The organism is Thiorhodococcus mannitoliphagus (assembly GCF_010915725.1).
Classification (GTDB): Bacteria; Pseudomonadota; Gammaproteobacteria; order Chromatiales; family Chromatiaceae; genus Thiorhodococcus; species Thiorhodococcus mannitoliphagus.
The window spans coordinates 1-24,328 of record NZ_JAAIJR010000090.1 but is presented as its reverse complement, the minus strand read 5'-3'; the positions used below and the strand labels follow the sequence as shown (position 1 = coordinate 24,328).

The following is a 24,328-nucleotide window of genomic DNA, read 5'->3' as shown; positions in this document are numbered from 1 at the left end:
AGGAGCCGGATGCGGTAGTCCCGCACGTCCGGATCTGTGGGAGCCGCGGGTGCGTAAGCACCCGTGGCCACCCGGTGCCGGCTGCAAAGCTGACTCTGTAGTCAGGCCATCTTGGGCTGACGATCTCAGGGCTAGAAGCCCTGACTAAAGATAGGCACAAGCGATCGGCAACGAAACGATGATCAAGGCCCAGATGCGAGCGATGCCGCCCGAAATCCCCCCTAGCCCCCCTTTGCGAAAGGGGGGGAATTTAGCCCTTTGCGAAAGGGGGGAAGTTAGCCCCTTGCGAAAGGGGGGGAAGTTTTTGATGGACGCTTTCTAAGCCGCGACTCGACACCAGCAGCGCGGAGGAATTCCGAACCTCAATGGCGGAGGTCCGCGATAAGTTGCCGGTGGATGCGGGGCACGCTCGGGATAGGTGCGAAAATCAACAACTGGTCGCCAAGGGCGTGGCCGTGGCGGTCATTGATGACCTTGAAGCCATCCAGGTCGAGATAGACCACCGCCAACCCGCAGACGGTTGCTCGGCATGTCCACCCTCAGAACCAGCGTTTCCTGCGCAAGAACCACAACTGCAGAGTAACGACGGCGGCCGTTGCAAGACACAAAAAGAGGAAGGCCCAGGGCGTTTCGGCACCAGGGATGCCGCCGACGTTCACCCCAAGCAATCCCGTAATGAATCCCAGGGGCAGGAAAACGGCGGTGACCACGGAGAGTAGGTACATGCGCTTCTCGGTCTTCTCCGAGAGTCGCTGCAGCAGTTCTTCCTGGGTGACGGTGGCGCGATCCTTCGACGCCTCCAGCGCCTCTAGGTAACGGGTGGTCTGGTCCGCCACCTCGCGCAGCCAAGCCCGGTCTTCCTCCGCCAGCCAGGCCACTTTGGCCGCTGCCAGACGCAGCAGCGCATCCCGTTGGGGGACCAGATAGCGACGCAGCCCGATAAAGGTGCGGCGCAGGTCCGCCAGGGCCGCGTTGATCTCCTCCAGGCGACCCTCGCCAACCTGGTCCTCAAGCTCATCGGCCTGAATTTCCAGCCCCTCGATGACGTCGTCCATGCGTTCGGCGAGCCGGTCGGCGATGGCCGTTAGCAGCTCGCCGGCATTGCAAGGTCCGCGTCCCCGCTCGATGGAAGCCTGCACGTCCTGGACCGCGCGCAGCCGCAATTTGCGGCAGCTGACCACCAGCTGCGCGCTCGCCCAGATGCGGATGGAGACCATATCGTCGGGCTCGGCGCCCGGGTTGAAGTTGATCCCGCGGAGGATCACGAGCAAGCCTTCGTCGAGCGGAACCAAACGCGGCCTGGTATGCTCAGCCAGCAGGCCGTCCGCGACCGCTTCATTCAGACCGCTCTCCGCGCGCAAGAAGGTGCTGGTGCCGGGGTCCGAGAGATCGAGGTGTATCCAGGTTACCGCTTCGGTTCGGCAGCCCGCGTGGATGTCGTTCCAACCAAGCGGGGTGCCTCCACCCTCGCCATCCAGGCGATAAGCGTAGACGAGGCTGCGGGTGGCTGGTCGATCGGTGTCGCTCATGGCACTTCAGTCAGCGTCAGGGGTCAAGTCTCGCTCCATAACAATCAGATTCATGGAGGATCGTTGCTTCATGGTCATAGACGACATGCTTTGACCTGCTTCAGATCTTTTGTCGAGTCAAAACATGAAGTCTGATTTTTTGGCAAGAGCTGTTCCGCAGTCACTTTCGAAACAGCTCGTTGCAGGTCAAAACATATCAGCCCTCAGAATCGCAGTTTCCGGCGCGCTCTCCAAAATGACCTCGCATACTGATCGGCGTGAGTCCATCTGCGTGGAGGAAGAGAAAACGTGGTCCGTCGCTGCTTGGTCGCGCGGCCCATGCGAGATGGGAGACTTGGTCAACTGTCTTGGTTTGCAATAATACGAGACCTGACCATTGTCGTGACCCTTATCGCGCTAGAGGAGCCGGCGGTATATCCGGCCTGCTCCTTGCTGCCCTGAGCACCGGCGATCATGCCTCCGGTAGCCAGCACGACAATCTGCGGTTTGGCGACCGCATGGGCAGTCAGTCCAGAGCAGAATTGCGGCAAAGGAAAGAAAAAGGGCTTCTTTCATTGGAACTCCTTGGTGGTATGAGCGAGGGTATCATCCAGCCAGTTGAAAATGTGCTCAGTAGAGGTCTGGATCGCACCCATCTGATCGTGTTCTTCCGCCCCGTCCTCTGGGGTGAAGAGTGGACGCAAGAGCTGCCCAAACTCGCGGAACGGATCAAGGCTGCTGATCGCGAGCGCCGCGAGAAGCAGTGACCTAGCGGCTTTCGGGACGCGCGGAGGCGGGTCTCGCCGAGATCTGGGACGATTCCGCCCGACCCTGGGACCTGGATCAAGCCGATCGGTACATTGATGCCTTGGTGAGCCGGTTCGCGTGGCTCAGTGAAAACGCCGCTTTATGGCAGCTCCGACCAGACATCTTCGAAGGGCTCTACAGCTATCTGCAGCACAGCCATGTGATCTACTTTCGGCGCGACGGCAATGCACCAGAAGTGATTGAGATTGTGCCTGTGCTGCATGGCCGGATGGAGCCTACCCAGCACGTCCGGTAAGGGTGTCCCGTGACAGGAAGATCTCTTGAGGTGTCTGCCCGAATGCACATCAGCGAAGCCGACTGGAAGGTCTACAAGCGCCTCCGAGACCTGGCCCAAGAACGCTACTCCCAGCGCCTCCTCGATGAGGCCGAGCGCTTATGTCGGGATACCTCTCTGTCTGTCGAGGATCGCCACCTCGCGCTGTCGCGGCTGGTGCGTGCGCGCGACCAGGAGATGGTGCACATCTTCGATACCCTGCGACGCTCCTCGGCCGTACTCTGCGTGATGATGATGCGCAGTCACAACTTGGTCACCGACGCGGAGATGCAGACCTTTAGCCCGGAGCTTCAGCGCGCCTCCGCGGCTCCCTCGTCAGAGTGAGATGACCGAGAGCCCGGGTGGCGACTGGTGACACCTTGGGTCTGCCCCATTTAACGGTCTTTCGCCAAAAAACCGTTTCGAGCGCACCTCCACCTCAGCGCCGACGCCATTCCCACGGCGGGATCGGGTTAGCTTCGCTCCAGAGCCTTGCCCTCCGCGCCTTGGCTTCCTCCTCGGCGAAGGCGTAGCGCTCCCGATCCTCAGCTGGCTTGGGGAGCGGGACCCTGCGTGCCGACTGGGCGGCCCTCCTCCGGGTTCTCTGAGACGCGGTCGAACCGAGGCACGGATTCCCTCTAATAATCAAACACTTTTTATCCTTATGTTTGCTTCGCGCAAACATAAGACCCCTCCAGATCACCTTCAAACGCGAACAAGCTGCCTGGAAACCCCCAGTTCACGCGGCTTCGCGGCTCGTTTTCCGAAGTTGGCACAGCAGCTGCTCTATCCCCAGCAAGCGCACCAACAGCGCAAAGCCCCGAAGACAATGCAACGCACATCTGGAGAGACATCATGCTGACCATCACCGACCTGACCCTTCGTAACGACCTCGACGCCGCTGCCATGGGTAGCGTTCGCGGTGGCTTCTCACTGAGCGACTTCGATTCGCTGGGGATCTTCAACACCCCCGAGATCGATCTCGGCACACACCTGCTCGCGCAGGGTCAGAGCATCGCCGTCGATCAGTCGTTCAACATCGGCGGGCTGAACCTCGTGATCGCGGATCAGGACCAGAACGGCATCGCCGGCCAGGTCGCCTGAGCCACTCCATCCAAAGCCCTTTGAGACGCACCTTGAGATTTAGGAGAGACAACCATGTTGACCATCACTGACCTGACCGCTGACCGTACCCTCGACAAGACCGCGATGAGCGGTGTGCATGGCGGTAGCGCCCTCGCCGGAGACGGTCTCAGCTCCTTCTTCGGCTACTTCAACAGCCCCACGCTCGATCTTGGCTCGCATGAGCTGATCCAGAGCCAGGCGGTCGCTGTCGATCAGAGCAACGCCATCGGCGGCTTCAACGTCGTCGGCTCGAGCCAGACCCAGAACGGTATCAGCGGTCAGGTTTCGCTCTTCTAAGACCGACCGCTCTGCTGTCCGCAGTCGAAAACGGGCGCCTTCGGGCGCCCGTTTTTTTGTGTCGTCCGGCATGACGGGCACACTGCCGCCCTTCCCTTCCCTTCCCTTCCCTTCCTTCTTTCGTGTCGCTCCATGGCGCTCATCTCCGTAAAGGCCGGAGAGCGATCACCACGCTTGGGCCTATCGGCCGGCCTTCTTGCCCTGCCAGCTCCGAGCCCCCTGCCCTTGCCTTCCATCCGCATTGAAGCCCCTTCGGCCAAAGAGCGTCTGCTCGAAAAGAAAGACGACACTTCCCACGAAAATGTTCGCAAATGGCGAACACAATGCCGCTTCTGAGCACCTCATGACGGCACCCGATTGCTTGAAACCGCCATTCCATGCGGCCTCGCCGCCGATTCTGAGAAGTTGGCACAGCGGCTGCTTTACTTCAGGCAAGCGCACTCAGAGCGCGACGTCATCAGAACAGACTCACGACCCACTTGGAGCGACCACCATGCTGACCATCACCGACCTGACCCTGCGCAACGACCTCGATGCAACGTCCATGAGCAACGTGCGCGGCGGCTTCGCGCTGAGCGACTTCGATTCGCTGTTCGGCACCGCGATCGTCAACGCCCCTGAGATCGACATGGGGACACATGCCCTGCTGCAGAGCCAAGGCGTCGCGGTCGATCAGTCCGGCAACATCGGCGGACTGAACCTGGTGTTCTCGAATCAGACCCAGAACGGCATCGCCGGCCAGGTCGCCTAAGCCAACCCAGTCCCAACCCCCTCAATACGCAACCGTAAGACCTAGGAGAAAAACCATGTTGAACCTGACAGACCTGAGCGCCGACCGGACCCTGGACAAGGCCGCCATGAGCGGTGTGAGCGGCGGCTACGCCTTCGCCGGAGACGCCTTCGGCGCCTTCTTCGGCATCGTCAACGCCCCCGAGATCGATCTCGGCACGCACCTGCTCGCGCAGGAGCAAGCCGTCGCTGTCGATCAGAGCAACGCCATCGGTGGGTTCAACGTCGTCGGCGCGAATCAGACGCAGAACGGCATCAGCGGTCAGGTCTCGGTGTTCTAACACCCGCCAGGCAATGTCCGTTGTCAAGAAACGGGGGCTGAATGGCCCCCGTTTTCGTTGCTTTCGGGGTGGAGCATCAATCCCTCTCCGGCCCATGACAGCCCCGCTTTCGCTTGCTCCGACATCCCATACCAACGGTTGGCAGAGAGCGTGGGCGGTTTCACAGCGAATCCGAGTCTGTGTTCGCTATGCTAGCCGCTACGTTGGGCCAGAGCCGGAATGTGTGAGGTGGATCATCCAATGTTGGCTGGTCGCTTCGCGTCAGGCGCCAGGTTCGCTTCATGGAGGTCACGCATGCACCTTGCCCGCGGTCAACGCTTGCCGCTCTCGGATCTTATTTCTGGACCCAGGTTTCAAGTCAGCATCGAGCTTCAAGGTCTCGCAGCAGACGCCTCCTGTTTCGGGCTGGATGCCCATGGTCAGCTCGCCGACGAGCGCTACATGGTGTTCTTCAATCAGCCGGAGTCACCCTGTCGCGGCCTCCGCCTTTCCGGCTCAAGGGACTCGGCGACCGACTTCGATCTAGTGCTTGAACGCCTCCCAACCACGATTGAACGCCTGGTCTTCGTCGCAGCGATCGATGGTCAGGACACCATGGGGCAGTTGACGAAGGGTCGCGTGGTCCTGCGCCAGAACGCAGGCGACGTCGCCACGTTCGCGTTCCAAGGCAGCGATTTCGACCAGGAGCGCGCCTTGATGCTGATCGAACTCTATCGCAAGGGCGGACTCTGGCGACTGGCCGTCAACGGGCAGGGATTCAATGGGGGCCTTGATGCACTCGTGCGCCATTTCGGCGGCGAGGTGGCGGAAGAGACCGAAGTGCCGCCAGTCGCGCCACCGCCTGTCTCGTTGGAGAAACGCATCGCGCAGGAAGCCCCGCACCTGCTCAGCTTGGCCAAGAAGGCCACCCTAAGCCTGGAAAAGCAGGGCCTTCAATCGACAGTGGCGCGCGTTGGCCTGGTCCTGGATGCCAGTGGCTCGATGCGTCAGCAGTACAAGAGCGGACGGGTTCAGGAGCTACTGGATCGCGTGCTCCCATTAGCCCTGCACTTTGACGACGATGGCCAACTGGATGTCTGGGCCTTCGACCGGGTCGCAAAGCCCCTCCCGCCGGCGACAACAGGCAACATCAAGGGCTATGTGGACAGCGCCAACGGTGGCTGGAAGGCCTGGTATGGTGGAGCCAACGACGAGCCGGCGGTCATGCGTGTTGTCATTGATGCGTATCGGCGCGAGCCGAAGGCACCACCAGCCTATGTGCTGTTCGTGAGCGACGGCGGCGTCCATCAGAATCGCGCGATCAAAGCGCTGATGATCGAGGCCGCTCAATACCCGATCTTCTGGCAATTCTTGGGTCTCGGCGGGCGCAACTACGGCATCTTGGAGCGTCTCGATACCCTGGAGGGACGAATCGTCGATAACTGTGGATTCTTCGCCATGGATGATCTCCACAGCCTGACCGAGGAGCAGCTCTATGACCGGATGCTTCAAGAATTTCCCGATTGGCTGCGGGACGCGCGCGCCAAAGGCATCATCCGCTGACCCGGATGGCGTGAACGCATCCTTGCCCATCCATCGCAGCAAGCCTCGGCCATGACTCGGCCTCGACTGAGCCCGCGCTTGCCTGAGCTTCGCCGTCGGCTCGCCAAAGAACTGGATCCGATGCTACGGGACAAGAACGGCCTCTCGCCAACGAATCAGTTCGTCTGCGCTTTGATCCTCGCCTCGCTGCTGATGACGATCCTGCGTACCGAGGTCACGGTCTACGCGGGCCGTGAGCACCTATTCTTGATCGCCGATCTCATGCTCACGGGCCTGCTCGCCGTCGAATACGGATTGCGCTTGTGGGTTTGCACGGAGAATCCGGCCTATCGTTCGCGTCTTGCCTACGCCCTGACGCCGGCCACACTGATCGATCTGCTCGCGGTGCTGCTCATCCTCTTCAGTCCCCTCGGAAACCAAGGGTTCTTGTTGCGACTGGCCAGACTCGCGCGAATCCTGCGCCTGGCGAAACTGGGTCGCTTTTCATTGGCGTTCAATGCGGTCACACAAGCCGTTGGGCGACGTGCGTACGAGCTGTGGCTCAGCCTGGTCTTCTCCGCAGCACTGTTGCTGGTTTCATCGGCGTTTCTCTATTTGATCGAGGGAGGCATCCAGCCAGAGGCCTTCGGTAGCATTCCACGCGCGATGTGGTGGTCGGTGGCCACACTGACGACGGTTGGCTATGGCGACGTGTATCCGGTGACGGCTGTCGGGCGGTTCTTCGGCGCCCTGACGGCCATCATTGGAATCGGTTTGATTGCCATGCCGACGGGCATTCTCGCCAGTGCCTTCAGTGAGGCATTTCAGGAGCGCTGCCTGCGCAACAGCGCTGGGGCAGACGAACCCATGAATCCGCCCGCCGAGTAGTCGCGTACAACAGCACGATAGGAGGATTGCAACCTGCCGGGCGCGGTATCATCAAGCCGCGAGCAGGTGGTATGAGTCGGCATTGGCAGCCGCTTGGCCATCGTGCAGCCGGAGATCTTCGCGAATGCGAAAGGCGATGAAGTCTTCCCAGAGTCCGCTCAGGGTGATGCTGCGCAAGGCGAGCATGCTCTGCGCCCCACTGATGACCCAGCGCATGCCGGCACGCTCCATACGATCCTTGACCAGACAGCGGCAGGCCCCTTCGATGACGCCGGTGGCGATCGGTAAGCCTTCGGCAAGAGTAGGCGTCATAGGCCATGCGATGACGATGGGTCTCGAAATAATTGGCGATGCGCTCGAGCGTCTCGCACTGGGGCTTGGTGAGCGTTGCGACCTGTTTGTGCAGCGACGCGATGACGCGCCCGATCCGAGCGTTGAGGATGTGTTCGAGGTCGCGCTTGGCCGCCTTTTGCGCCGCCTACGCCTGATTCGGATGCAACAGGTTGGCCGCCTCCGAGACGTCACCGGCTGCGTGCAACAGATCGAGGATCTCGGTGACGTGCTCGCCCGGAATGACCGCTTGGGCTGCGTCCCAGAAGGAGGTTTGTCCGTCGATGAGCGCCACGGTGGAATGGCTTTGATCGGGATCGCGCAAGGCGTTCTGCTGGGCGAGCCAGGCAAAGATCTCCGCGTTCTGAGGCGCGGTGGTATCGGCCTCATCACGCTTGAGGCAGGCGCGGACATGCTTGTCCAAGGGCTTGGGGCGCGAGGGGCTTGTCGGCTTGGCGGCCTCGGCAAACCGCGCCGCGAGTATCTGCGCAGGCGTGCGCACGAACGGCGCGATCCCATAGACGGCGCCAAGGATCGCCATTTTCTTCTTGCCCCGCTCCCCGCCGGTCTCGCTCGGGCGCATGCACACCCCCTTGCCGTCGACGCTGTTGACCAGAATGGCCCCGGGCGGCAACGGGCGGGACGATGGCAACTGCTCCCAAAACGCCTCCCCCTGCCTGCTCAGGCTGAGCTAGTCGCGCTCGAGCGTCTGCACCGATTGGCGCACGCCCAAGAGCCGCTCGAGGAACTGCTCCGCTTGGGCATAAGGCATCGCCTGCATCAGCTGAGCGTTCCAGTCTTGCAGCAGATAGGACGTGCACTGCTCAGGCAACTGCAGCCGTGCATCCAACGCAATCGCCTCCAGCCTCTGCCCTTCGCGCTGCGCATCAACGAACCGCTCGATCACGTACTCGCCAAAGAGGTTGCGATACGGGCGCGGGCGCGCCGCCAATCGCTTGACCGCGTGGCCATCCTCCAGCGCCAAGGACGCGCCCACATCGCCGGGACCACTCAGGGTCAAGAAGCGCTCAAACAGGCCGTGCCCGAGCTGCAGCAGCTGCCGGAACAGCCCCGCCTCCAATGTATGCGCTGCCGTTCCCACGTCCGCCGCCTCGCACACGGACGCGATCATGGCTTCCAGTTCGCCTCGCACCGGGGCAAAGACAGCATCAGGGACACCAGGCAGCAGAGACGACATCACAGACTCCTCAAGGTGGCACAACCGCAACGATCGACATCGACCTGCGGGGTCTGCCACTTTCGCTCTGATACGCTGGCCTGCAAAGTCATCCAGATCAATGATCACAATTTTGTGTACGCAGCTCAGGCGCGCCCGGTAGGTTACAGCCCGGTCGCGACGGGGTGCCGCTCCTGCCGACCGAGTAGCCGCCCTTTCATGAGCCGCACCCCCGGCATCGCGATGCCTGGTCTACAATCCAGCCCCGAACCAGAGCAGCCGTGAGAGACGCCCTCCCTTGAATGACCACATCCGCCTCCGTGGCGTCCGTCAGAACAACCTCAAAGACCTGGATCTGGACCTGCCGCTCGGCGAGCTGATCGTCGTGACAGGCGTCTCGGGCTCGGGCAAGTCGTCGCTGGCCTTCGACACCCTCTATGCCGAGGGCCAGCGGCGCTATGTCGAGACCTTCTCGCCCTACGCCCGTCAGTTCCTGGATCGCATGGACCGGCCGGCGGCGGACCGCATTGAGGGCATCCCACCGGCCATCGCCATCGACCAGACCAACCCGGTGCGCACCTCGCGCTCCACGGTCGGGACCATGACGGAGCTGAACGACCACCTGAAGCTGCTCTTCGCGCGGGCGGCCCGGCTGTTCTGCCACGGCTGCGGACGGCCGGTGCGGCGGGATACGCCGGAGGCGATCTGGGAGACGCTGTTGGCCGAGATGGGTGAGGACGCCCCTCGCCTGCTGATCGTCTTCCCCGTCGCCGTGCCCGAATCGCTTGGGCTGGAGAGCGTCAAGGAGATGCTCGCCCAGCAGGGCTACATCCGCTTGCTGAGTGAAGGCGCCGACCGAATCGAGGTCATCCAGGACCGCATTCGGCTCACGCCAGCGAACCAGGGGCGCGGCATCGAAGCACTGGAGACCGCGCTGAGCAAGGGCCACGGCCGCGCCCTGGTCTATCCGCTGGATGCCGACAAGCAGCCCGGCGCGCCCTGGCGCTTCTCCTCGGACCTGCATTGTGCCGAGTGCGATATCGGCTACCAGGACCCGACGCCCAATCTCTTCTCTTTCAACTCGCCCTCTGGCGCCTGCGACAGCTGCCGCGGTTTCGGCCGGACCATCGGCATCGACTGGTCACTGGTGGTGCCGGATGCCTCGAAGTCACTGATCGAAGGGGCCATAAAGCCCATCCAGACGGACAGCTATGCCGAGGTCCAGGAAGACCTGATGCGCTTCGCCCACAAGCGCGGCATCCCGACCGACGTGCCCTGGCGCGACTTGACCGACGCCGACCGCGCCTGGGTCATCGAGGGCGACGGCGACTGGGACGACGGCGTCTGGTATGGGATGCGCCGCTTCTTCGCCTGGCTGGAGGGACGCAGCTACAAGATGCATGTGCGGGTGCTGCTCTCGCGCTACCGCAGCTATGACGTCTGTCCCGCCTGCGATGGGGCGCGTTTGAAGGACGCGAGCCTGGACTGGCGGGTCGGCTCCAAAGCCCTCGCGGACCAGGCGATGGCGCCGCAGCAGCGCTTCCGCCACGTCCGCACCCAGATGCCACAGGCGACCTGGGACGCACTGCCGGGACTCAGTGTCCATGACCTGCTCTGTCTGCCGATCTCGAGCTGCCGCGACTTCTTCCAGGCGCTGCGCCTCGACGGCCTCATGGACCAGGCGATGGACCTGCTGTTGACCGAGCTGCGCTCCCGCCTCGGCTATCTCTGCGAGGTCGGACTCGGCTACCTCACGCTCGACCGTCAGTCCCGCACCCTCTCCGGCGGCGAGGTTCAGCGCATCAATCTGACGACCGCGCTCGGCACCTCGCTCGTCAACACCCTCTTCGTCCTCGACGAGCCGAGCATCGGGCTGCACCCGCGCGACATGGACCGCGTCGTGCAGGTGCTGCAGCGGCTGCGCGACCGCGGTAACTCGCTAGTGGTGGTCGAGCACGATCCCCAGGTCATGCTCGCCGCGGACCGCATCATCGACATCGGCCCTGGGCCGGGCGAGCACGGCGGCAACATCGTCTTCCAAGGCTCGCCGGAAGCGCTGCTCGACGCACCCGATTCCCTGACCGGCGGCTATCTCGCCGGTCGCCGGCAGGTGGCCTCATCGCGCCAGCCGGAGCCGCCCGACGCGGACTGCCGCTGGCTCCAGATTCGCGGCGCCAGCGCCCACAACCTCAAGTCGCTGGACGTCGCCCTCCCGCTCGACCGACTGGTGGTGGTGACCGGCGTCTCGGGCTCCGGCAAGTCGACCCTGATCCAGGATGTCCTCTACAACGCCCTCTGCCAGATCAAGGGCCACCCCGAAGGTCAACCGGGCGAGCACGCGGCCATCGAGGGTCACGAGCAGATCGCCGATGTCATGCTGCTCGACCAGTCCAGCATCGGCCGCACCTCGCGCTCCAACCCGGCAAGCTATGTCGGCGCCTTCGACGTCATCCGCAAGCGCTTCGCCCAGGCGCCGCTCGCCAAGGAGCGCGGCTACACCGCCGGCACCTTCAGCTTCAACAGCGGCAACGGGCGCTGCCCGACCTGCGGCGGCAACGGCTTCGAGCACCTGGAGATGCAGTTCCTCGCCGACGTCTATCTGCGCTGCCCGGACTGCAATGGGCGGCGCTATCGGGACAGTGCGCTAGAGGTCAAGATTGGCGGACCCACGATCGGGGGGACTGCACAGCGTGCCTGCTCCATCGCCGAGGTGCTGGAGATGACGGCGACCGAGGCGCTGACCTTCTTCGCCAACGACAAGGACCTGCGCCGGGTGCTGGAGCCGCTGAAAGCGGTCGGGCTCGGCTACCTGCGGCTGGGCCAGCCGGTGCCGACGCTCTCCGGCGGAGAGGCACAGCGGCTGAAGCTCGCCGGGCATCTGGCCAAGTCCGCCCGGCACAAGGCGCGCGACGGCGGGCTGCTCTTTCTGCTCGACGAGCCCACGACCGGGCTGCATTTCGCCGACATCGCGGTGCTGCTGAGCGCGCTTCGGCACCTGATCGACAAGGGTCACTCACTGCTGGTGATCGAGCACAACCTGGACGTGATCGCCGCGGCGGACTGGCTGATCGACCTCGGCCCGGAGGGCGGCGACGGCGGCGGTGAGCTGGTCTGCTGCGGGACGCCGGACCAGGTCGCCGCGCACCCGGGCAGTCACACCGGCCTCGCACTCAAGCGCTATCGCGAGGAGCAGGCCGCCATGACGCGGCGCGCACCGCGGCCCCAGTCGGCCGACGCCGTCGCCGACGACGCGGCGGCCTATCACGCGGTCGCCGCCCAAGCGATCGAGATCCGCCACGCGCGCGAGCACAACCTCAAGGATCTGACGGTCGCCATCCCGCGCAACCGCCTCACCGTCATCACCGGCGTCTCCGGCAGCGGCAAGAGCACGCTGGCCTTCGACATCCTCTTCAACGAGGGCCAGCGGCGCTATCTGGAATCGCTCAACGCCTATGCACGCCAGTTCGTCCAGCCGGCCGCGCGCGCCGATGTCGACGCCATCTTCGGCATCCCGCCGACGGTGGCCATCGAGCAGCGCACCAGCCGCGGCGGGGCCAAGAGCACGGTCGGCACCCTGACCGAGATCCACCACTATCTGCGGCTGCTCTACGTCAAGCTCGGCATCCAGCACTGTCCGGACTGCGGCGTGCCCATCGAGCCCATGAGCCGCGACGCCATCCTGGCGCGCATCCAGCGCGACCACGCCGGCGCGCTGGTGACGCTCATGGCCCCGATGATCGTTGCGCGCAAAGGCCTCTACAAAGACCTGGCGGCCTGGGCCGCGAGCAAGGGCTGGCCGCTGCTGCGCGTCGACGGCGAGCCGATCGAGACCGCCCGCTGGCCCAAGCTCGACCGCTTCCGCGAGCACTCCATCGACCTGCCGGTCGGGGATGTCCGTATCGAGCCGGCTCAGGAGGCCGGGCTGCGCGACCTGCTCGCCCAGGCCCTGGAACTCGGCAAGGGTCAGGTTCGATTGGTACGACTGGTCGATGGCGTCTGGGGCGCGGAGACGCCCTACTCCACCGAGCGCGCCTGCCACAGTTGCGGACGCGCCTTCCCCGAGCCGGATCCGCGCCTCTTCAGCTACAACTCCAAGCACGGCTGGTGCCCCCAGTGCTTCGGCGCCGGACAGGTCATGAGCGGCTTCGATGCCGAGCAGACCGGCGAAGAAGGCCAGTGGCTGGAGGCCGCTGCCGGGCCTGCGCGCCGCTGTCCGAGCTGCCAGGGCGCGCGCCTCAATAACGAGGCGCGCTCGGTGCGCTTCCGCGACCAGTCGATCGCCGATCTCTCCGCCCTGACCGTCGACCGGGCCGCCCTCTTCCTGGACCAGTTGAGCCTGGAGACCCGCGAGCAGGCCATCGCCCAGGACCTGCTCGCCGAGGTGCGCGAGCGCCTGCGCTTCCTGGCCGAGGTCGGGCTGGGCTATCTCACGCTCGACCGTGGCGCCCCGACCCTCTCCGGCGGCGAGGCCCAGCGCATCCGCCTCGCGGCGCAGCTCGGCTCCAATCTGCAGGGCGTCTGCTACATCCTGGACGAGCCGACCATCGGACTGCATTCGCGCGACAACCGCCTGCTGCTCCAGACCCTGAGCCGACTGGAGGGCAAGGGCAACACCCTGGTGGTGGTCGAGCACGACGAGGAGACCATCCGCCGCGCCGAGCACGTCATCGACTTGGGACCGGGCGCCGGCGTGCGCGGCGGCGAGATCATCGCCCAGGGCACGGCGGAGGAGCTGATCGCCAACCCCGCCTCGCTGACCGGGCGTTTTCTCGGCCGCCCGCACGCCCGCTCGCGCCCGCCGCGCCCGGTCCACGGCAAGCTCGACTGGCTCGCCGTTCAGGGCGCCGAGCTGAACAACCTTCGGGGGCTGGACGTGCGGCTGCCGCTCGGTCGGCTGGTCTGCGTCACCGGTGTCTCCGGCTCGGGCAAGTCGACCCTGGTGCGCGAGGTGCTGGTCAAGAGCCTCGGCAACCTGCTGGGAGCCAAGCGGCCCGCCACGGGCCGCGCGCGCAAGGCGGACCTGATCGGCTGCCGCGGGCTCACCGGCTGGCAGACACTCACCCGCGTGCTGGAGGTGGATCAGACCCCGATCGGCAAGACGCCGCGCTCCTGCCCGGCGACCTATGTCGGCTTCTGGGACGCCATCCGCAAGCGCTTCGCCGCGACCCAGGAGGCGCGCATCCTCGGCTGGTCGCCGGCGCGCTTCTCCTTCAACACGGCGGACGGACGCTGCCCGGCCTGCGAGGGCCAGGGCATCCAGAAGCTGGAGATGAGCTTTCTGCCGGACGTGCGCATGACCTGCGAGGTCTGCGGCGGCAGCCGCTTCGACCGCGAGACGCGGGAGGTCCGCTTCAAGGGATTGGACATCGGCCAGGTGCTGGCGCTCGGCATCGACGAGGCGGCGGAGGTCTTCAGCGCCCACCGCGCCGTCCACCACCCGCTGACCCTGCTACAGGACGTGGGCCTGGGCTATCTGACGTTGGGCCAGCCGAGCCCCACCCTCTCCGGCGGCGAGGCCCAGCGCATCAAGCTGGTCACCGAGCTGGCCAAGGCCAACCCCAGCGCGGACGGCCCCACCCCGCGCCCGACGCTCTATGTCCTCGACGAGCCGACGGTGGGGCTGCACATGGCGGACGTAGAGCGCCTCATCACGGTGCTCCATCGGCTGGTCGACGCCGGCCACTCCGTGATGGTGATCGAGCACAACCTCGACCTCATCGCGGAGGCGGATTGGGTGATCGACATGGGACCGGAGGGTGGCGATGCGGGTGGACGGGTCGTCGCCGAGGGGACCCCCGAAGCGGTCGCCACAGAGACCGACTTACCGACTGGCCATGCACTGCGAAGCCACTTCGAGCACTGAGCCCAATTGAGGTTGGCGGCTCCCGGCCAGCGCGGCGCGCGGTCTCACATCCCGCTAGCTGGCAGCGCAAGCCCGCACAGGCGTCACTTGACGGGCGATCAGGTCTGCCAGGCTCCTTCACTGACCTTCGGCATGCTGAGCCGAAGGATTTCCGACGAGCGCGCCCTCTTTCTGTGCGGTGAGATGGAGTTGCCCAGGGACAGGCCGGGCAAGATCAGGCAAAATTTCGATGCGAGGGCAGCCAAGGTCGCGGGGCTCCTTGCCCCAGACATGGCGGAGGCTCAAGCCATCGCCGCAAGCAATCACCCCGACTGCAGCACCGAACCGACACGAGACAGCGCTGGCTACCGCATCAATCACTTCGATTGGGCCTACCTGCTCGCCCCCGACGGCGAGATCAGCGACATCGACAACGATGTTGATCTGAATGTGTCACGGATGCTCGACGACCTAAAAACCCTGCACTCTGACGATCACGGCCACTAAGGGCATGACCATGATGAAATCAGCGATCTGTAAGGCGCAGACCAGCGGCGCCCGGGAGCGGCTGCTCCGTTACGACCGAATTCTGCTCGTCATCCTCCTGGCGCACTTGCCGGTCACCATGTTCCTGGTGCCCCTGGGATACGGGACCCAGAGTTTCGCCATCTATGCCTCCGTGCTGGTCGGTATCTTCGCCGTCGGGGCCTATTTCCTGCTGCGCGGCACAGCCTTCTTCGGACTGGTGTCCGGCATCCTGCTCATGATGTTGTCGGCCATCATGATCCAATCCCAGCTGGGACGCATCGAGATGCACTTTCACATCTTCGTCGCGCTGGCCTTGCTGATGATCTACAAGAACTGGATCAATATTCTCGTCGCGGCAGGCGTCATCTCAGCCTATTACCTCGTGCTGACCGCGCTCCAACTGAATGCGGTCAGCATTGGCGGGATGCCGATCATGCTCTTCAACTACGGCTGTTCCTGGGACATCACCTTCCTGCACCTCGCCTTCGTGGTCTTGGAGGCCATCGCCCTCATCGCTTACGCCATCTTGATGAAGCGGGATGAGTGGATCGGCGCGCAGCTCGTGGACGCCGTCTCGAGCATCGACCAGAACAATGATTTCAGTGTTCAGATCCCCGACCCCGGCGGCTCAGCGGCCATTAGCGCCTTCAATGACATGATCCGCCAGTTCGGGACCTTGAGCACTGAAGTTGCCAGCGCCGCCATGAAGATCAAATCCGTCTCGTACCAGCTCGACGACATCGCGCGTTCGGCCGAGCGCGAGATCTCATCTCAGCACCGCCAGACCGAGCAAGCCGCGACCGCAATCACCGAGATGTCTCGAAGCATCACCCAGGTATCCGAGAGCGCCCAAAAGGCCGCTGCGGTTGCCGCCAGCGCCAATGAGAAGGCACTGGATGGGCACGAGCATTTCAACGACGCGGCACGCTCCACGACTGACTTGCAGCAGATCATGGTCGAGGCGTCCGAATCCATCCGGCTACTCGAGCGCAATGCCGTCAACATCGGCTCGGTCGTCGACGTCATCATCAGTATTTCGGAGCAGACCAACCGACTGGCCCTCAAGGCGGCGAGCGAGGCGGCCAGCGCCAGCGAACCAGGACAAGGCTGCGCCCTAGTGGCAGACGAAGCCCGCAGCTTGGCCCAACGCACCCAAGACGCCGAAACCGAGATCCAAGAGATCGTTCAGAAGCTCCAGAAGGATATCGAGAGCGCGGTGACCAAGACCCATGACGGCCAGCAGAAGACCACCCAGACCTCCAGCGAGATTCTCCGCGCCGGCCTGGCACTGAACGAAATCCTGGAGTCGGTTTCCCAGGTCAGTGACATGAATACGCAGATCGCTCAGGCGATCGAGGAGCAGTCCAGCGCGGCCGAGAGCATGGCGCGCAAGATCCTGGCCATCTCGGCCCACAGCAACAGTGTCGTCGACAAGGCCAAGCAGAACCTCAGCTCGGCGGCGACCTTGAGAAAGGCTTCGGAGTCCTTAACAAGGGCCGTTTCAGCCTATCGGACCTGAGCAAGCAGACCTCGCTTGCCCCGCAGGTCAAGACGCTCGATCGCCGTTGATCAACTAGAATGTCCACGGAATGCGATTCGTCAAGGGCCCGGACCCTATGTCCTGGTAAAATGCTTGGTCTTAGAGTTCATTCAAGAACGCCTTTCCGCACTTCGTAACCAACAACGAGAACCGACCATGAAGACAGCCATCCTCATCACCGCAAGTGCCGCCAGCCTGCTTTTCGCCTTCGGTGCCCCCAAGGCAGCCGACGAGGCTCCCGCCAACCCCAACGTCGCAGAGGCAAAGGGCATCATCAAGCAGTTCGGCGGCCAGCTCGTCTCCGAATTGAAGGCCGCGATCAAGAGCGGCGGTCCGGAGCACGCCATCGGCGTCTGCCACAAGCGCGCCCCGGCCATCGCCAAGGGGCTCTCGAAGTCGTCCGGCTGGGATGTGAGCCGTGTCAGCCTCAAGGTCCGCAACAAGGAGCTGGGTACCCCGGATGCCTGGGAGACCGCAGTGCTCGAGAAGTTCGAATCGCGCAAGGCCGCCGGTGAGGATGTCGAGACAATGGCTTACGCCGAAGTCGTCGAGGGACCCGAGGGCAAGCAGTTCCGATTCATGAAGGCCGTCCCAACTCAGGAAATTTGTCTGGCCTGTCATGGCACAGAGGTCACCGAAGAGGTCGCGGCGAAGCTCGACGAGCACTACCCTGAAGACCAGGCACGCGGATTCAGCGCCGGAGACATCCGTGGTGCCTTCAGTCTATCCAAGCCCCTGTGATCCCTGATTGAGCCGACGCCTCGGTCAGGGTCTGGAGACGGACACCTATGTCAGACGCCAGATTCGACATCAGCTTCAGCGGCACCCTGAAACCGGACGCCGACCCGGCCTGGACACGCGAGCAGCTGCGTGTCCTCTTCAAGCTTGATGATAAGGGGCTCGATCGCCTCTTCTCGGGCACGCCCACGCTCATCAAGCGCAATGTCGATAGCGATACCGCCGACCGCTATCGGCGCGTCTTCGACGAGACCGGAGCCATCGTCGATGTGCTCCCCGCTGGCGAGCCCAAGCGCTCCAAAGCGGATGCCGGTGGCTCGGGCCAAGGCGCCGAGCCAACGGCCGCCGACGCAGTCAAAGACACCTCAGGACTCAGCCTCGCCCCCATGGGCGGCTTCCTCGAAGAGCCCCCGGAGGTTAAGATAATGGAGCTGGACATCAGCCATTTGAGCCTGGTTCCCGGTCCGGAATGGACACTCGAGGATTGCGAGCCGGCTCCCCCCAACATCGATCCTCCCGACACCAGCCACCTCACGCTGGCGGAAATGGAATCCCCACCGGACGACGAGTCTCGTTAGCAACGCTCCCCAATGCCCAAAGACTTTGATCACATCGTAATCGGCGCCGGCATCAGCGGACTTGGCGCCGCCCACTTCTCTACCCGACGCGGTCTCAAGACCCTGATCTTAGAGGCGAGCGAGCGCATCGGCGGCTGCATCAACAGCCAGAGATTCGAGGCGCTCGGAGGTTACTGGACCGAGGGCGGCGGCCACACCTGCTTCAATAGCTACGGCAACATGCTATCCATCCTGGACGACCTCGGACTCACTGCCCAAGTCCAGCCCAAGGTCAAGGTCGGCTATTCGCTGTGGAAGGATGGCAAGCGCCGCAAGGTCACCTCGCAGCTTCACTTTTTCGAGGCGGCTCGGTCCATCCCGCGCATCTTCAAGGCACCCAAGGTCGGCCGCAGCGTCCGCGACTACTACGGCGAGGTCTTGGGCCAGCGCAATTATCAGGACCTGCTCCAGCACGCCTTCCAGGCCGTGATCTGTCAGCCCGCGGATGACTACCCGGCCGAGGCCCTGTTCAGACGCAAGCCACGCCGCAAGGACGTCATCAAGGCATTCACCTTCGCTGAGGGCATCTCGACCATTCCGGCCGCCATCGCCGCCCAAGAGGGGCTCGAGGTCCGCACGGGGCAGCAGGTCGCCGAGATTCAGCGCCAAGACGCGGCCTTCAGCGTGCGCCTCCAAGACGGTTCAGCGCTAACCGCGGGAGCCCTCACGCTCGCGGTGCCGCCCGATGTCGCGACCCAGCTCATGCCGGCAGGCTTCGAAGCGGCACGGGACGCCATCTCAGGCATCGGCATGGCGGAGATCGAGACGCTCGTGCTCGCCTTCGACAAGTCAGCCTTGACCCTGCCGCCCATGGCGGGCCTGATCGCGGTGGAGGACGCCTTCTACTCCGCCGTGTCGCGCGACTTCCTGCCCGACGCGCGCTACCGTGGTTTCGCCTTCCACTTCAAGCCGAATGCGCTGGCCCCCGAGGCTCAGGTCGAGCGGGCGTGCGCCATTCTCGGCACCAGCCCCGATCGGGTCGCCGCCCAAGCACATGTCGCCAACCGCCTTCCGGCGCTGCGCAGCGGCCATGGCGAACGGGTCGCCAAGCTCGACACTGCCCTTGCCGGCACACGGCTTGGCGTCACGGGAAACTGGTTCTTCGGCGTCTCCATGGAAGACGCACTAACGCGCAGCCGCAGCGAGTCAGACCGAGTCTTCGGTCAATAACGGCTCTTTCGACGATGAGGAGATCAGACACCATGCGCCGCACCCTGCTTGCAGCCACGCTCGCCACGCTCTCCGTGAATCTCTTTGCCGAAGAGATCGGCAGCGTCTCGACCAAGTTCAAATGGATGGGTCCGAATGACAAGATCGTCGTCGAGGCCTTTCAAGACGAGGGTGTTCCCGGCGTGGTCTGCTATCTCAGCCGCGCCAAGACCGGGGGCGTCTCAGGCGCCATCGGGGTCGCCGAGGACACCTCGGACGCCTCCATCGAGTGTACGCAGATCGGCCCCGTCCAGCTCCCGGATGATGTCCGTTCGGGCAAGCGCGATGGCGAAGAGGTCTTCAAGAAGCGCACCTCGCTCGTCTTCAAGAGCCTCCAGGTCGTGCGCTTCTACGACGCCCCTCGCAATGCCCTGGTCTACCTGAGCTACAGCGACCGCGTCATCGAAGGCTCGCCCAAGAACAGCGTCTCTGCCGTCGCCATCCAGCCCTGGACCACAAAGGCCGCTGCCGCGCCATCACCAGCAAAGCAATAGCCTCTCAGGACAAATAGCGCTCCGCCGCCCGCGCGAAGTCTTGCCGCGGCGGCAGGTCACGCGGTGAAAAACTGATCGGCAGCATCACGACGCGGCGCCCCAAGACATTGTGGAGCTGCTGAAGAACGACGCGGCGGGCCTGTGCGTCGCTCGGCGCCCGCTGAATGTTCATCGGATCCAGAAACAGCTCGACCTCCGAGCCCCACAGCTGGGTGTCAGCCCCCTCCAAGGTCTCGCTCAAGAGCACCAGATGCGACTCCAGCAACCTCGACTCCGCGCCCAAGGCATCGAGCTGCTGGGTGATGCCGTCTAGCGCGTCCTCGAGCGCAGCACGGGTCGGGTGCTCGGACTCGGGCGCATCGAAACTCCAGCCTCCGCTCTCGAGGGCCTTGAGCTTGCGGCGCAGCAGATCGCGCTGGCGCCTGAGATCAGCGCGATCCACCTTGGCGCCAACGATGCGTTTCAGTGCCAGGGTCAGCAAGTGGTCGAAGGCCCGTCGCTTGAGCAAACGGCGCGTCTCAACCTCGTCATCCGTTGGATCGAGCAGGCGATGCGCCGAAAAGCTCACCGTCACTTGGGCAACCTCGCGCTGGATCCTATCGTCGACCAGTTCAACGCCGAGCCCCTTCTTCTCCACCAGCTCAGCAAGCACAAGTGCGGTAATGCGCGCGGCGCCCACGCCGGGTCCACTGAGGTAGTCGCGCAGCTCCGCGTCACGCCCCAAGGCTTCTAGCATCCCCTGTGACGACGCGAACATCGCGCCCAAGCAAGACGCCTCAGGATACTCGCGCGGCCCCGCCGCGACCGGCTCTGGGATGGCGTCGATCAAGCCCACCACATGGTCGATCGCGCGAATAACCGGACCACGCAGCCGCTTGCGAAAGCCGGAGACGAACTTGAGCCTGGGATCGGTCGCCTCGACCGCGCGCTCGACGGCGGCCTCGATCAACCACTCCGGATACGTGCTTCCGACCCGATCCTGTCTGCCGAAGATGGATTGAAAGAGCTTCATTGGCCTGCCTCCGCATTGCCGCCCTGCCCTTGCGGCGCATGACGGCGTCCACGGCCGAACGGATGGAAAAGAAGATATTCTCGTGCCCGAGCGTCTCGCCCAAGCGCATGGTCTCAACGTACTTGCGCATCTAGCGCTTGGGCCGCGCGACCACCAAGCCCAGGCCGCGCGCCTTGAGCTGAGCATGGATGCCCTTGAGCGCTTGCGCACCCGTGGAATAGTGAAGCATAGACAGGATCACGGCCATCGGCGCGCCTTTAGCTGCCCTCCCTGAATGCGTCCTCGCGCGTCCAGACTAGGGGACGACTGGGTCAGGCTCCACCCTAGACGTTGCGCTTTCACAAAGGGTTCAGAAGTGACACCTCCCCCAAGGGAACCTCGCGTCCCCGTTCACGAAGAGACCCAGTCGATAGTATTGGGTACTTCCACGAACTAAAATCTGATGTGCATCCAAAGCCCGCTCTTCGAGGTCAAGGCCGCTCGATAAGCAAGTGCATCCGTACTCCAGCGGCGTGGCAATCGCGCCTCTTCATGAGCCTCCAATGACTTCAGTGTAGAGATCACGTGTCTATCGAGAGCCAGAGCGCCCCCCTATCGAGCAGCCTCGCCCCAGACCGGCGTACGCAGCGGCGTCTGAGCGTCGAGATCCCGGTCGCGGTCACACTTCGCGGACTGGAGAGGCGCATCAGAGGTGTCACCAAAGATGTCTCCTGGGGTGGAATGCTCGTCAGCCTTGCCGAGCCAATTCCCGAGGGAACGCGGGCCCTGCAGATCACCCTCCCTTGGAAGCGCGACGAGCGCATCAATGCGATCGCGCAAGTGCTGAGAGCCAAGCAACTGCAAGACGGCCGTTCGCTGATCGCCCTGCGTTTTCTTAAGCTCTCGCCGCGCAGCCACATGCGGCTCGAGGGCCTGCTGGCGACACTCGGCACCTCAAGGCCGCAGCAGCGCGAGCCAGGCTCAAGCGGATTGGTTCGTGAACTCGAGGTGAGCGTCAACGACCTCGACGAGCTGCGCGACATGATGGAAGCAATCGCGAGTGGACAATACAGCTGCACCGTCTTCGAGTCCTATACCAAAGATCAAAGCCTCTGCTTCGTGCTCGCGGGAACCGACGAATGGACCGGCATCCGTCTTCGGGCCAGGGTCGTCGACGTGAGACCGACCACCTTGCCGGGCTATGCGGACATCCCCCTGTATGCCGCCACCCTGCAATTCGAGCACCCCAAGGAATCCTTGGCGAAACTGATCCATTACATCCTTGGTCAGCTGCCGGAGTCGGGCGAGACATCGACCATGCTCGAATGGTCGCAAATGGTGCACTCGCAGCTCATCAAACCCTTGAAGGATCCCACGGAGCCCGCCCCTCCTCCGTCAAAGCGCCCGATCAAGACCGAGCTGCGCTCCGCTCTCGAAACTGACTTTCCGGAGGCATTGAACTATCTGATGCTGGGCTGGGGAGATGCAGAGGCCTTCGAAATGATGTTCCGCGAACTCACACTGGGCGATCGCTTCCACCTCGGAGGCTGGCCAGCCGACGCTTGGGAAGAGCTGATGCTCCTGCAGGACATCCACGACCGCGTCTTTGGTATTACTGCAGAGCGCGACAAATTCAGCTTCTTGCGCGGCTGACGGCCCAGCATCCGCGTATACCCCAAACCCGCGACGCTGCCTCGATCATCAGCGCAACCACAATCAGGTCAAGCCTCGGGTGAGCTGAAACCGATCGAGTGGCATGAGGGCACCGAACCCTGACCACCAACCTTCCTCCGCTGAGAAATGTCAGGGTCAGCGACTAGGAAAAGGCGGATACTCTTGAGGATCAAGAGTGCTCCATTCGACCGCCAGCGCCGAACGAAGCAAGCAAGCCACCCGCCCGCGGGTTGGACCCACCCCGACATCCTGTTCAAATCAACCATGATCCGCCACCCCCAGCTCGGCGCCCTGCTTGCCCGCGCACTGTTTTTCGGCCTACTCTTTCTCGGCGCTGGGTTGCTCGGCAGGGGGTTTGCGCGCTCCACGCTAGCAGCCCCGCCCGAGACCTTCACCAATGCGCTTGGGATGACCTTCAGGCTGATCCCCGCCGGCAGCTTCCAGATGGGCTGCGATCCAGCAAGGCAGACCTGTCACGAGACCGAGCTCCCAGGACATCGCGTCAGCTTCGCGACGCCCTTCTATCTGGGCGAGACCGAGGTCACGCAGCGGCAGTGGGAAGCGGTCATGGACGACAATCCCGCCCACTTCAAGAACCCGGACAATCCGGTCGAGCAAGTCACCTGGGAAGACGCACAGGCCTTCGTGCGCGCCCTCAACCAGCGCCCCGAACTCGGAGGCGGCTATCGCCTGCCGAGCGAGGCCGAGTGGGAATATGCCGCCCGTGCCGGGACGCAGAGCGATTATTGGTTCGGCGACGGCGGCGACGAGACCCAGCTGAACCGCCACATGTGGTACCTCTTCTCGGCGCAGGAGCACCCCCATGAGGTCGCCCAGAAGCCAGCCAACCCTTGGGGGCTCTATGACGTGCACGGCAACGTCATGGAATGGGTCGCCGATTGCTATCACCCGAACTATGTCGGCGCCCCAAAGGACGGCAGTGCCTGGAACGACAATTGTGAGCGTCTGAACAACGGCGAGCGGGCACGTCTGCTGCGCGGCGGAGCCTGGTATCTCTATCCCGAGGGCGCCCGCGCGGCCTTCCGCTTCCACTACGCCCCCGCAGTACGCCACTACGGCTTCGGACTACGCCTGGCTCGATCGATCAAGGCCAAGGGCGAATCAGCCCCCAGAAAGTGATGCCTTAGGTTCGCTGAGCGAGACCTGGCCTCGCTCATCAAGTCCCTCGAGGCTGCTCGGGGCAAGCTTGTCCCTGCGGAAGACCATCGCCCGAACCGAGAATCGACGCCCGCACCGGACTGGATCATCACGATCCTCTCGCCCTACACTGCGGCCCACGAACAGATCCCCAAACGCGCCCGCTAGGAACCTCATGGCGTCCGCGAATACTGGCAGCCATGTCCGATTGAGCGCATCTTGGCCAACGACCGCCTCGTCGAAGACGGCACTTAAGAGGCTGTCTGGAAATCATCGTAGAGGCCCCTAGGATCCTTGAGGGCGCAAAATGCTCGCAGATGAGTCAAATTTCGATGAAGCGTCCGACCATCCAAGGCCGTCGGGATCGGGATCGGGATCGGGATCGGGATCGGGATCGGGATCGGGATCGAACCGACGATAGCGATCCCGATGGCATGACTCGTCGGTCTTAGGCGAAGCCTCCCTAGTGCAACAGAGTGGAAATCCCGAGACTGTTTAATCATTCATGCCGCGAGCGGCTTTCCCTCATAGGTCCAGCGG

23 protein-coding genes and 2 pseudogenes are annotated in these 24,328 nt (G+C 63.7%); 18 read left to right on the top strand and 7 right to left on the bottom strand.

The annotated features are described in order from the left end of the window. Positions 1-425: 425 nt before the first annotated feature. Together G3480_RS29585 and G3480_RS18465 are read right to left on the bottom strand one after the other, a co-directional pair. Positions 426-509 (bottom strand): annotated as a pseudogene (locus G3480_RS29585) (diguanylate cyclase domain-containing protein); the annotation flags it as partial. A gap of 30 nt (positions 510-539) precedes the next feature. Then, positions 540-1,529: a zinc transporter ZntB gene (locus tag G3480_RS18465; RefSeq protein ID WP_164655361.1), complete on the bottom strand. Its 990-nt coding sequence runs from the start codon at positions 1,527-1,529 to the stop codon at positions 540-542. A 497-nt stretch (positions 1,530-2,026) separates the two neighbouring features. Here G3480_RS18465 and G3480_RS18460 point away from each other — a divergent pair, with 497 nt between their 5' ends. From G3480_RS18460 to G3480_RS18420, 9 genes and pseudogenes are all read left to right on the top strand, one after another. Then, positions 2,027-2,275: a hypothetical protein gene (locus tag G3480_RS18460; protein ID WP_164655360.1), complete on the top strand. Its 249-nt coding sequence runs from the start codon at positions 2,027-2,029 to the stop codon at positions 2,273-2,275. A gap of 17 nt (positions 2,276-2,292) precedes the next feature. Beyond that, positions 2,293-2,571 (top strand): annotated as a pseudogene (locus G3480_RS18455) (type II toxin-antitoxin system RelE/ParE family toxin); the annotation flags it as partial. 42 nt (positions 2,572-2,613) lie between these two features. Beyond that, positions 2,614-2,934, top strand: a complete 321-nt coding sequence (locus tag G3480_RS18450; RefSeq protein ID WP_164655359.1) for a hypothetical protein — start codon at positions 2,614-2,616, stop codon at positions 2,932-2,934. A 510-nt stretch (positions 2,935-3,444) separates the two neighbouring features. Next, on the top strand, positions 3,445-3,693 hold the full coding sequence (locus G3480_RS18445; protein ID WP_164655358.1) for a hypothetical protein: 249 nt from the start codon (positions 3,445-3,447) through the stop codon (positions 3,691-3,693). Between the two features lie 54 nt (positions 3,694-3,747). Beyond that, entirely contained in the window at positions 3,748-4,011 is a 264-nt protein-coding gene (locus G3480_RS18440) for a hypothetical protein (protein WP_164655357.1), read from the top strand. 493 nt (positions 4,012-4,504) lie between these two features. After that, a complete protein-coding gene (locus G3480_RS18435; RefSeq protein ID WP_164655356.1) occupies positions 4,505-4,762 on the top strand; it encodes a hypothetical protein in 258 nt (85 codons plus the stop codon). Positions 4,763-4,817: 55 nt separating this feature from the next. Continuing rightward, on the top strand, positions 4,818-5,081 hold the full coding sequence (locus tag G3480_RS18430; RefSeq protein ID WP_164655355.1) for a hypothetical protein: 264 nt from the start codon (positions 4,818-4,820) through the stop codon (positions 5,079-5,081). A 294-nt stretch (positions 5,082-5,375) separates the two neighbouring features. After that, complete coding sequence (locus tag G3480_RS18425; protein ID WP_164655354.1) at positions 5,376-6,623, top strand: VWA domain-containing protein; 1,248 nt, start codon at positions 5,376-5,378, stop codon at positions 6,621-6,623. Between the two features lie 78 nt (positions 6,624-6,701). After that, entirely contained in the window at positions 6,702-7,490 is a 789-nt protein-coding gene (locus G3480_RS18420; RefSeq protein WP_276611727.1) for an ion transporter, read from the top strand. 51 nt (positions 7,491-7,541) lie between these two features. Here G3480_RS18420 and G3480_RS18415 read toward each other — a convergent pair whose 3' ends face one another. The 3 genes from G3480_RS18415 to G3480_RS18405 form a co-directional block, all read right to left on the bottom strand. Continuing rightward, on the bottom strand, positions 7,542-7,802 hold the full coding sequence (locus tag G3480_RS18415) for a hypothetical protein (protein WP_164655353.1): 261 nt from the start codon (positions 7,800-7,802) through the stop codon (positions 7,542-7,544). Between the two features lie 166 nt (positions 7,803-7,968). Next, on the bottom strand, positions 7,969-8,472 hold the full coding sequence (locus G3480_RS18410) for a hypothetical protein (protein WP_164655352.1): 504 nt from the start codon (positions 8,470-8,472) through the stop codon (positions 7,969-7,971). A gap of 39 nt (positions 8,473-8,511) precedes the next feature. Continuing rightward, the gene (locus G3480_RS18405) at positions 8,512-9,018 is read right to left on the bottom strand and encodes a hypothetical protein (protein WP_164655351.1); all 507 of its coding nucleotides are present in this window, start codon (positions 9,016-9,018) and stop codon (positions 8,512-8,514) included. A 277-nt stretch (positions 9,019-9,295) separates the two neighbouring features. Here G3480_RS18405 and uvrA point away from each other — a divergent pair, with 277 nt between their 5' ends. From uvrA to G3480_RS18370, 7 genes are all read left to right on the top strand, one after another. Continuing rightward, positions 9,296-14,860 (top strand): excinuclease ABC subunit UvrA, encoded by a 5,565-nt coding sequence (uvrA, locus tag G3480_RS18400; protein ID WP_164655350.1) that lies wholly within the window; start codon positions 9,296-9,298, stop codon positions 14,858-14,860. A 132-nt stretch (positions 14,861-14,992) separates the two neighbouring features. Continuing rightward, positions 14,993-15,346 (top strand): hypothetical protein, encoded by a 354-nt coding sequence (locus G3480_RS18395; RefSeq protein ID WP_164655349.1) that lies wholly within the window; start codon positions 14,993-14,995, stop codon positions 15,344-15,346. Between the two features lie 10 nt (positions 15,347-15,356). Then, complete coding sequence (locus G3480_RS18390) at positions 15,357-16,886, top strand: methyl-accepting chemotaxis protein (RefSeq protein ID WP_164655348.1); 1,530 nt, start codon at positions 15,357-15,359, stop codon at positions 16,884-16,886. 177 nt (positions 16,887-17,063) lie between these two features. After that, the gene (locus G3480_RS18385; protein ID WP_164655347.1) at positions 17,064-17,648 is read left to right on the top strand and encodes a Tll0287-like domain-containing protein; all 585 of its coding nucleotides are present in this window, start codon (positions 17,064-17,066) and stop codon (positions 17,646-17,648) included. 47 nt (positions 17,649-17,695) lie between these two features. Continuing rightward, the gene (locus tag G3480_RS18380; RefSeq protein ID WP_164655346.1) at positions 17,696-18,223 is read left to right on the top strand and encodes a hypothetical protein; all 528 of its coding nucleotides are present in this window, start codon (positions 17,696-17,698) and stop codon (positions 18,221-18,223) included. Positions 18,224-18,235: 12 nt separating this feature from the next. After that, positions 18,236-19,432 carry a protoporphyrinogen/coproporphyrinogen oxidase gene (locus G3480_RS18375; protein WP_164655345.1) on the top strand — a complete coding sequence of 399 codons (1,197 nt, stop codon included), beginning with the start codon at positions 18,236-18,238 and terminating at the stop codon, positions 19,430-19,432. A gap of 32 nt (positions 19,433-19,464) precedes the next feature. Continuing rightward, positions 19,465-19,965 (top strand): CreA family protein, encoded by a 501-nt coding sequence (locus G3480_RS18370; protein WP_164655344.1) that lies wholly within the window; start codon positions 19,465-19,467, stop codon positions 19,963-19,965. A 4-nt stretch (positions 19,966-19,969) separates the two neighbouring features. On the opposite strand, the gene G3480_RS18365 is transcribed toward G3480_RS18370, so the two are convergent. Together G3480_RS18365 and G3480_RS29030 are read right to left on the bottom strand one after the other, a co-directional pair. Continuing rightward, positions 19,970-20,977, bottom strand: coding sequence for a hypothetical protein (locus G3480_RS18365; protein ID WP_164655343.1), 1,008 nt, complete (start codon positions 20,975-20,977; stop codon positions 19,970-19,972). Positions 20,978-21,107: 130 nt separating this feature from the next. Then, a complete protein-coding gene (locus tag G3480_RS29030; RefSeq protein WP_164655342.1) occupies positions 21,108-21,206 on the bottom strand; it encodes a M15 family metallopeptidase in 99 nt (32 codons plus the stop codon). A gap of 335 nt (positions 21,207-21,541) precedes the next feature. Here G3480_RS29030 and G3480_RS18355 point away from each other — a divergent pair, with 335 nt between their 5' ends. Together G3480_RS18355 and G3480_RS18350 are read left to right on the top strand one after the other, a co-directional pair. Then, entirely contained in the window at positions 21,542-22,609 is a 1,068-nt protein-coding gene (locus G3480_RS18355) for a PilZ domain-containing protein (RefSeq protein ID WP_164655341.1), read from the top strand. 285 nt (positions 22,610-22,894) lie between these two features. Continuing rightward, positions 22,895-23,770 (top strand): formylglycine-generating enzyme family protein, encoded by an 876-nt coding sequence (locus G3480_RS18350; RefSeq protein ID WP_164655340.1) that lies wholly within the window; start codon positions 22,895-22,897, stop codon positions 23,768-23,770. The last annotated feature ends 558 nt before the right edge of the window (positions 23,771-24,328 follow it).

Coding starts and splice junctions, on each gene's coding strand:
- G3480_RS18465 (WP_164655361.1), bottom strand. CDS start 1,529: ATGAGCGACACCGATCGACCAGCCACCCGCAGCCTCGTCTACGCTTAT.
- G3480_RS18460 (WP_164655360.1), top strand. CDS start 2,027: ATGGGCAGTCAGTCCAGAGCAGAATTGCGGCAAAGGAAAGAAAAAGGG.
- G3480_RS18450 (WP_164655359.1), top strand. CDS start 2,614: ATGCACATCAGCGAAGCCGACTGGAAGGTCTACAAGCGCCTCCGAGAC.
- G3480_RS18445 (WP_164655358.1), top strand. CDS start 3,445: ATGCTGACCATCACCGACCTGACCCTTCGTAACGACCTCGACGCCGCT.
- G3480_RS18440 (WP_164655357.1), top strand. CDS start 3,748: ATGTTGACCATCACTGACCTGACCGCTGACCGTACCCTCGACAAGACC.
- G3480_RS18435 (WP_164655356.1), top strand. CDS start 4,505: ATGCTGACCATCACCGACCTGACCCTGCGCAACGACCTCGATGCAACG.
- G3480_RS18430 (WP_164655355.1), top strand. CDS start 4,818: ATGTTGAACCTGACAGACCTGAGCGCCGACCGGACCCTGGACAAGGCC.
- G3480_RS18425 (WP_164655354.1), top strand. CDS start 5,376: ATGCACCTTGCCCGCGGTCAACGCTTGCCGCTCTCGGATCTTATTTCT.
- G3480_RS18415 (WP_164655353.1), bottom strand. CDS start 7,802: ATGACGCCTACTCTTGCCGAAGGCTTACCGATCGCCACCGGCGTCATC.
- G3480_RS18405 (WP_164655351.1), bottom strand. CDS start 9,018: ATGTCGTCTCTGCTGCCTGGTGTCCCTGATGCTGTCTTTGCCCCGGTG.
- G3480_RS18395 (WP_164655349.1), top strand. CDS start 14,993: ATGCTGAGCCGAAGGATTTCCGACGAGCGCGCCCTCTTTCTGTGCGGT.
- G3480_RS18390 (WP_164655348.1), top strand. CDS start 15,357: ATGATGAAATCAGCGATCTGTAAGGCGCAGACCAGCGGCGCCCGGGAG.
- G3480_RS18385 (WP_164655347.1), top strand. CDS start 17,064: ATGAAGACAGCCATCCTCATCACCGCAAGTGCCGCCAGCCTGCTTTTC.
- G3480_RS18380 (WP_164655346.1), top strand. CDS start 17,696: ATGTCAGACGCCAGATTCGACATCAGCTTCAGCGGCACCCTGAAACCG.
- G3480_RS18375 (WP_164655345.1), top strand. CDS start 18,236: ATGCCCAAAGACTTTGATCACATCGTAATCGGCGCCGGCATCAGCGGA.
- G3480_RS18370 (WP_164655344.1), top strand. CDS start 19,465: ATGCGCCGCACCCTGCTTGCAGCCACGCTCGCCACGCTCTCCGTGAAT.
- G3480_RS18365 (WP_164655343.1), bottom strand. CDS start 20,977: ATGAAGCTCTTTCAATCCATCTTCGGCAGACAGGATCGGGTCGGAAGC.
- G3480_RS29030 (WP_164655342.1), bottom strand. CDS start 21,206: ATGCTTCACTATTCCACGGGTGCGCAAGCGCTCAAGGGCATCCATGCT.
- G3480_RS18350 (WP_164655340.1), top strand. CDS start 22,895: ATGATCCGCCACCCCCAGCTCGGCGCCCTGCTTGCCCGCGCACTGTTT.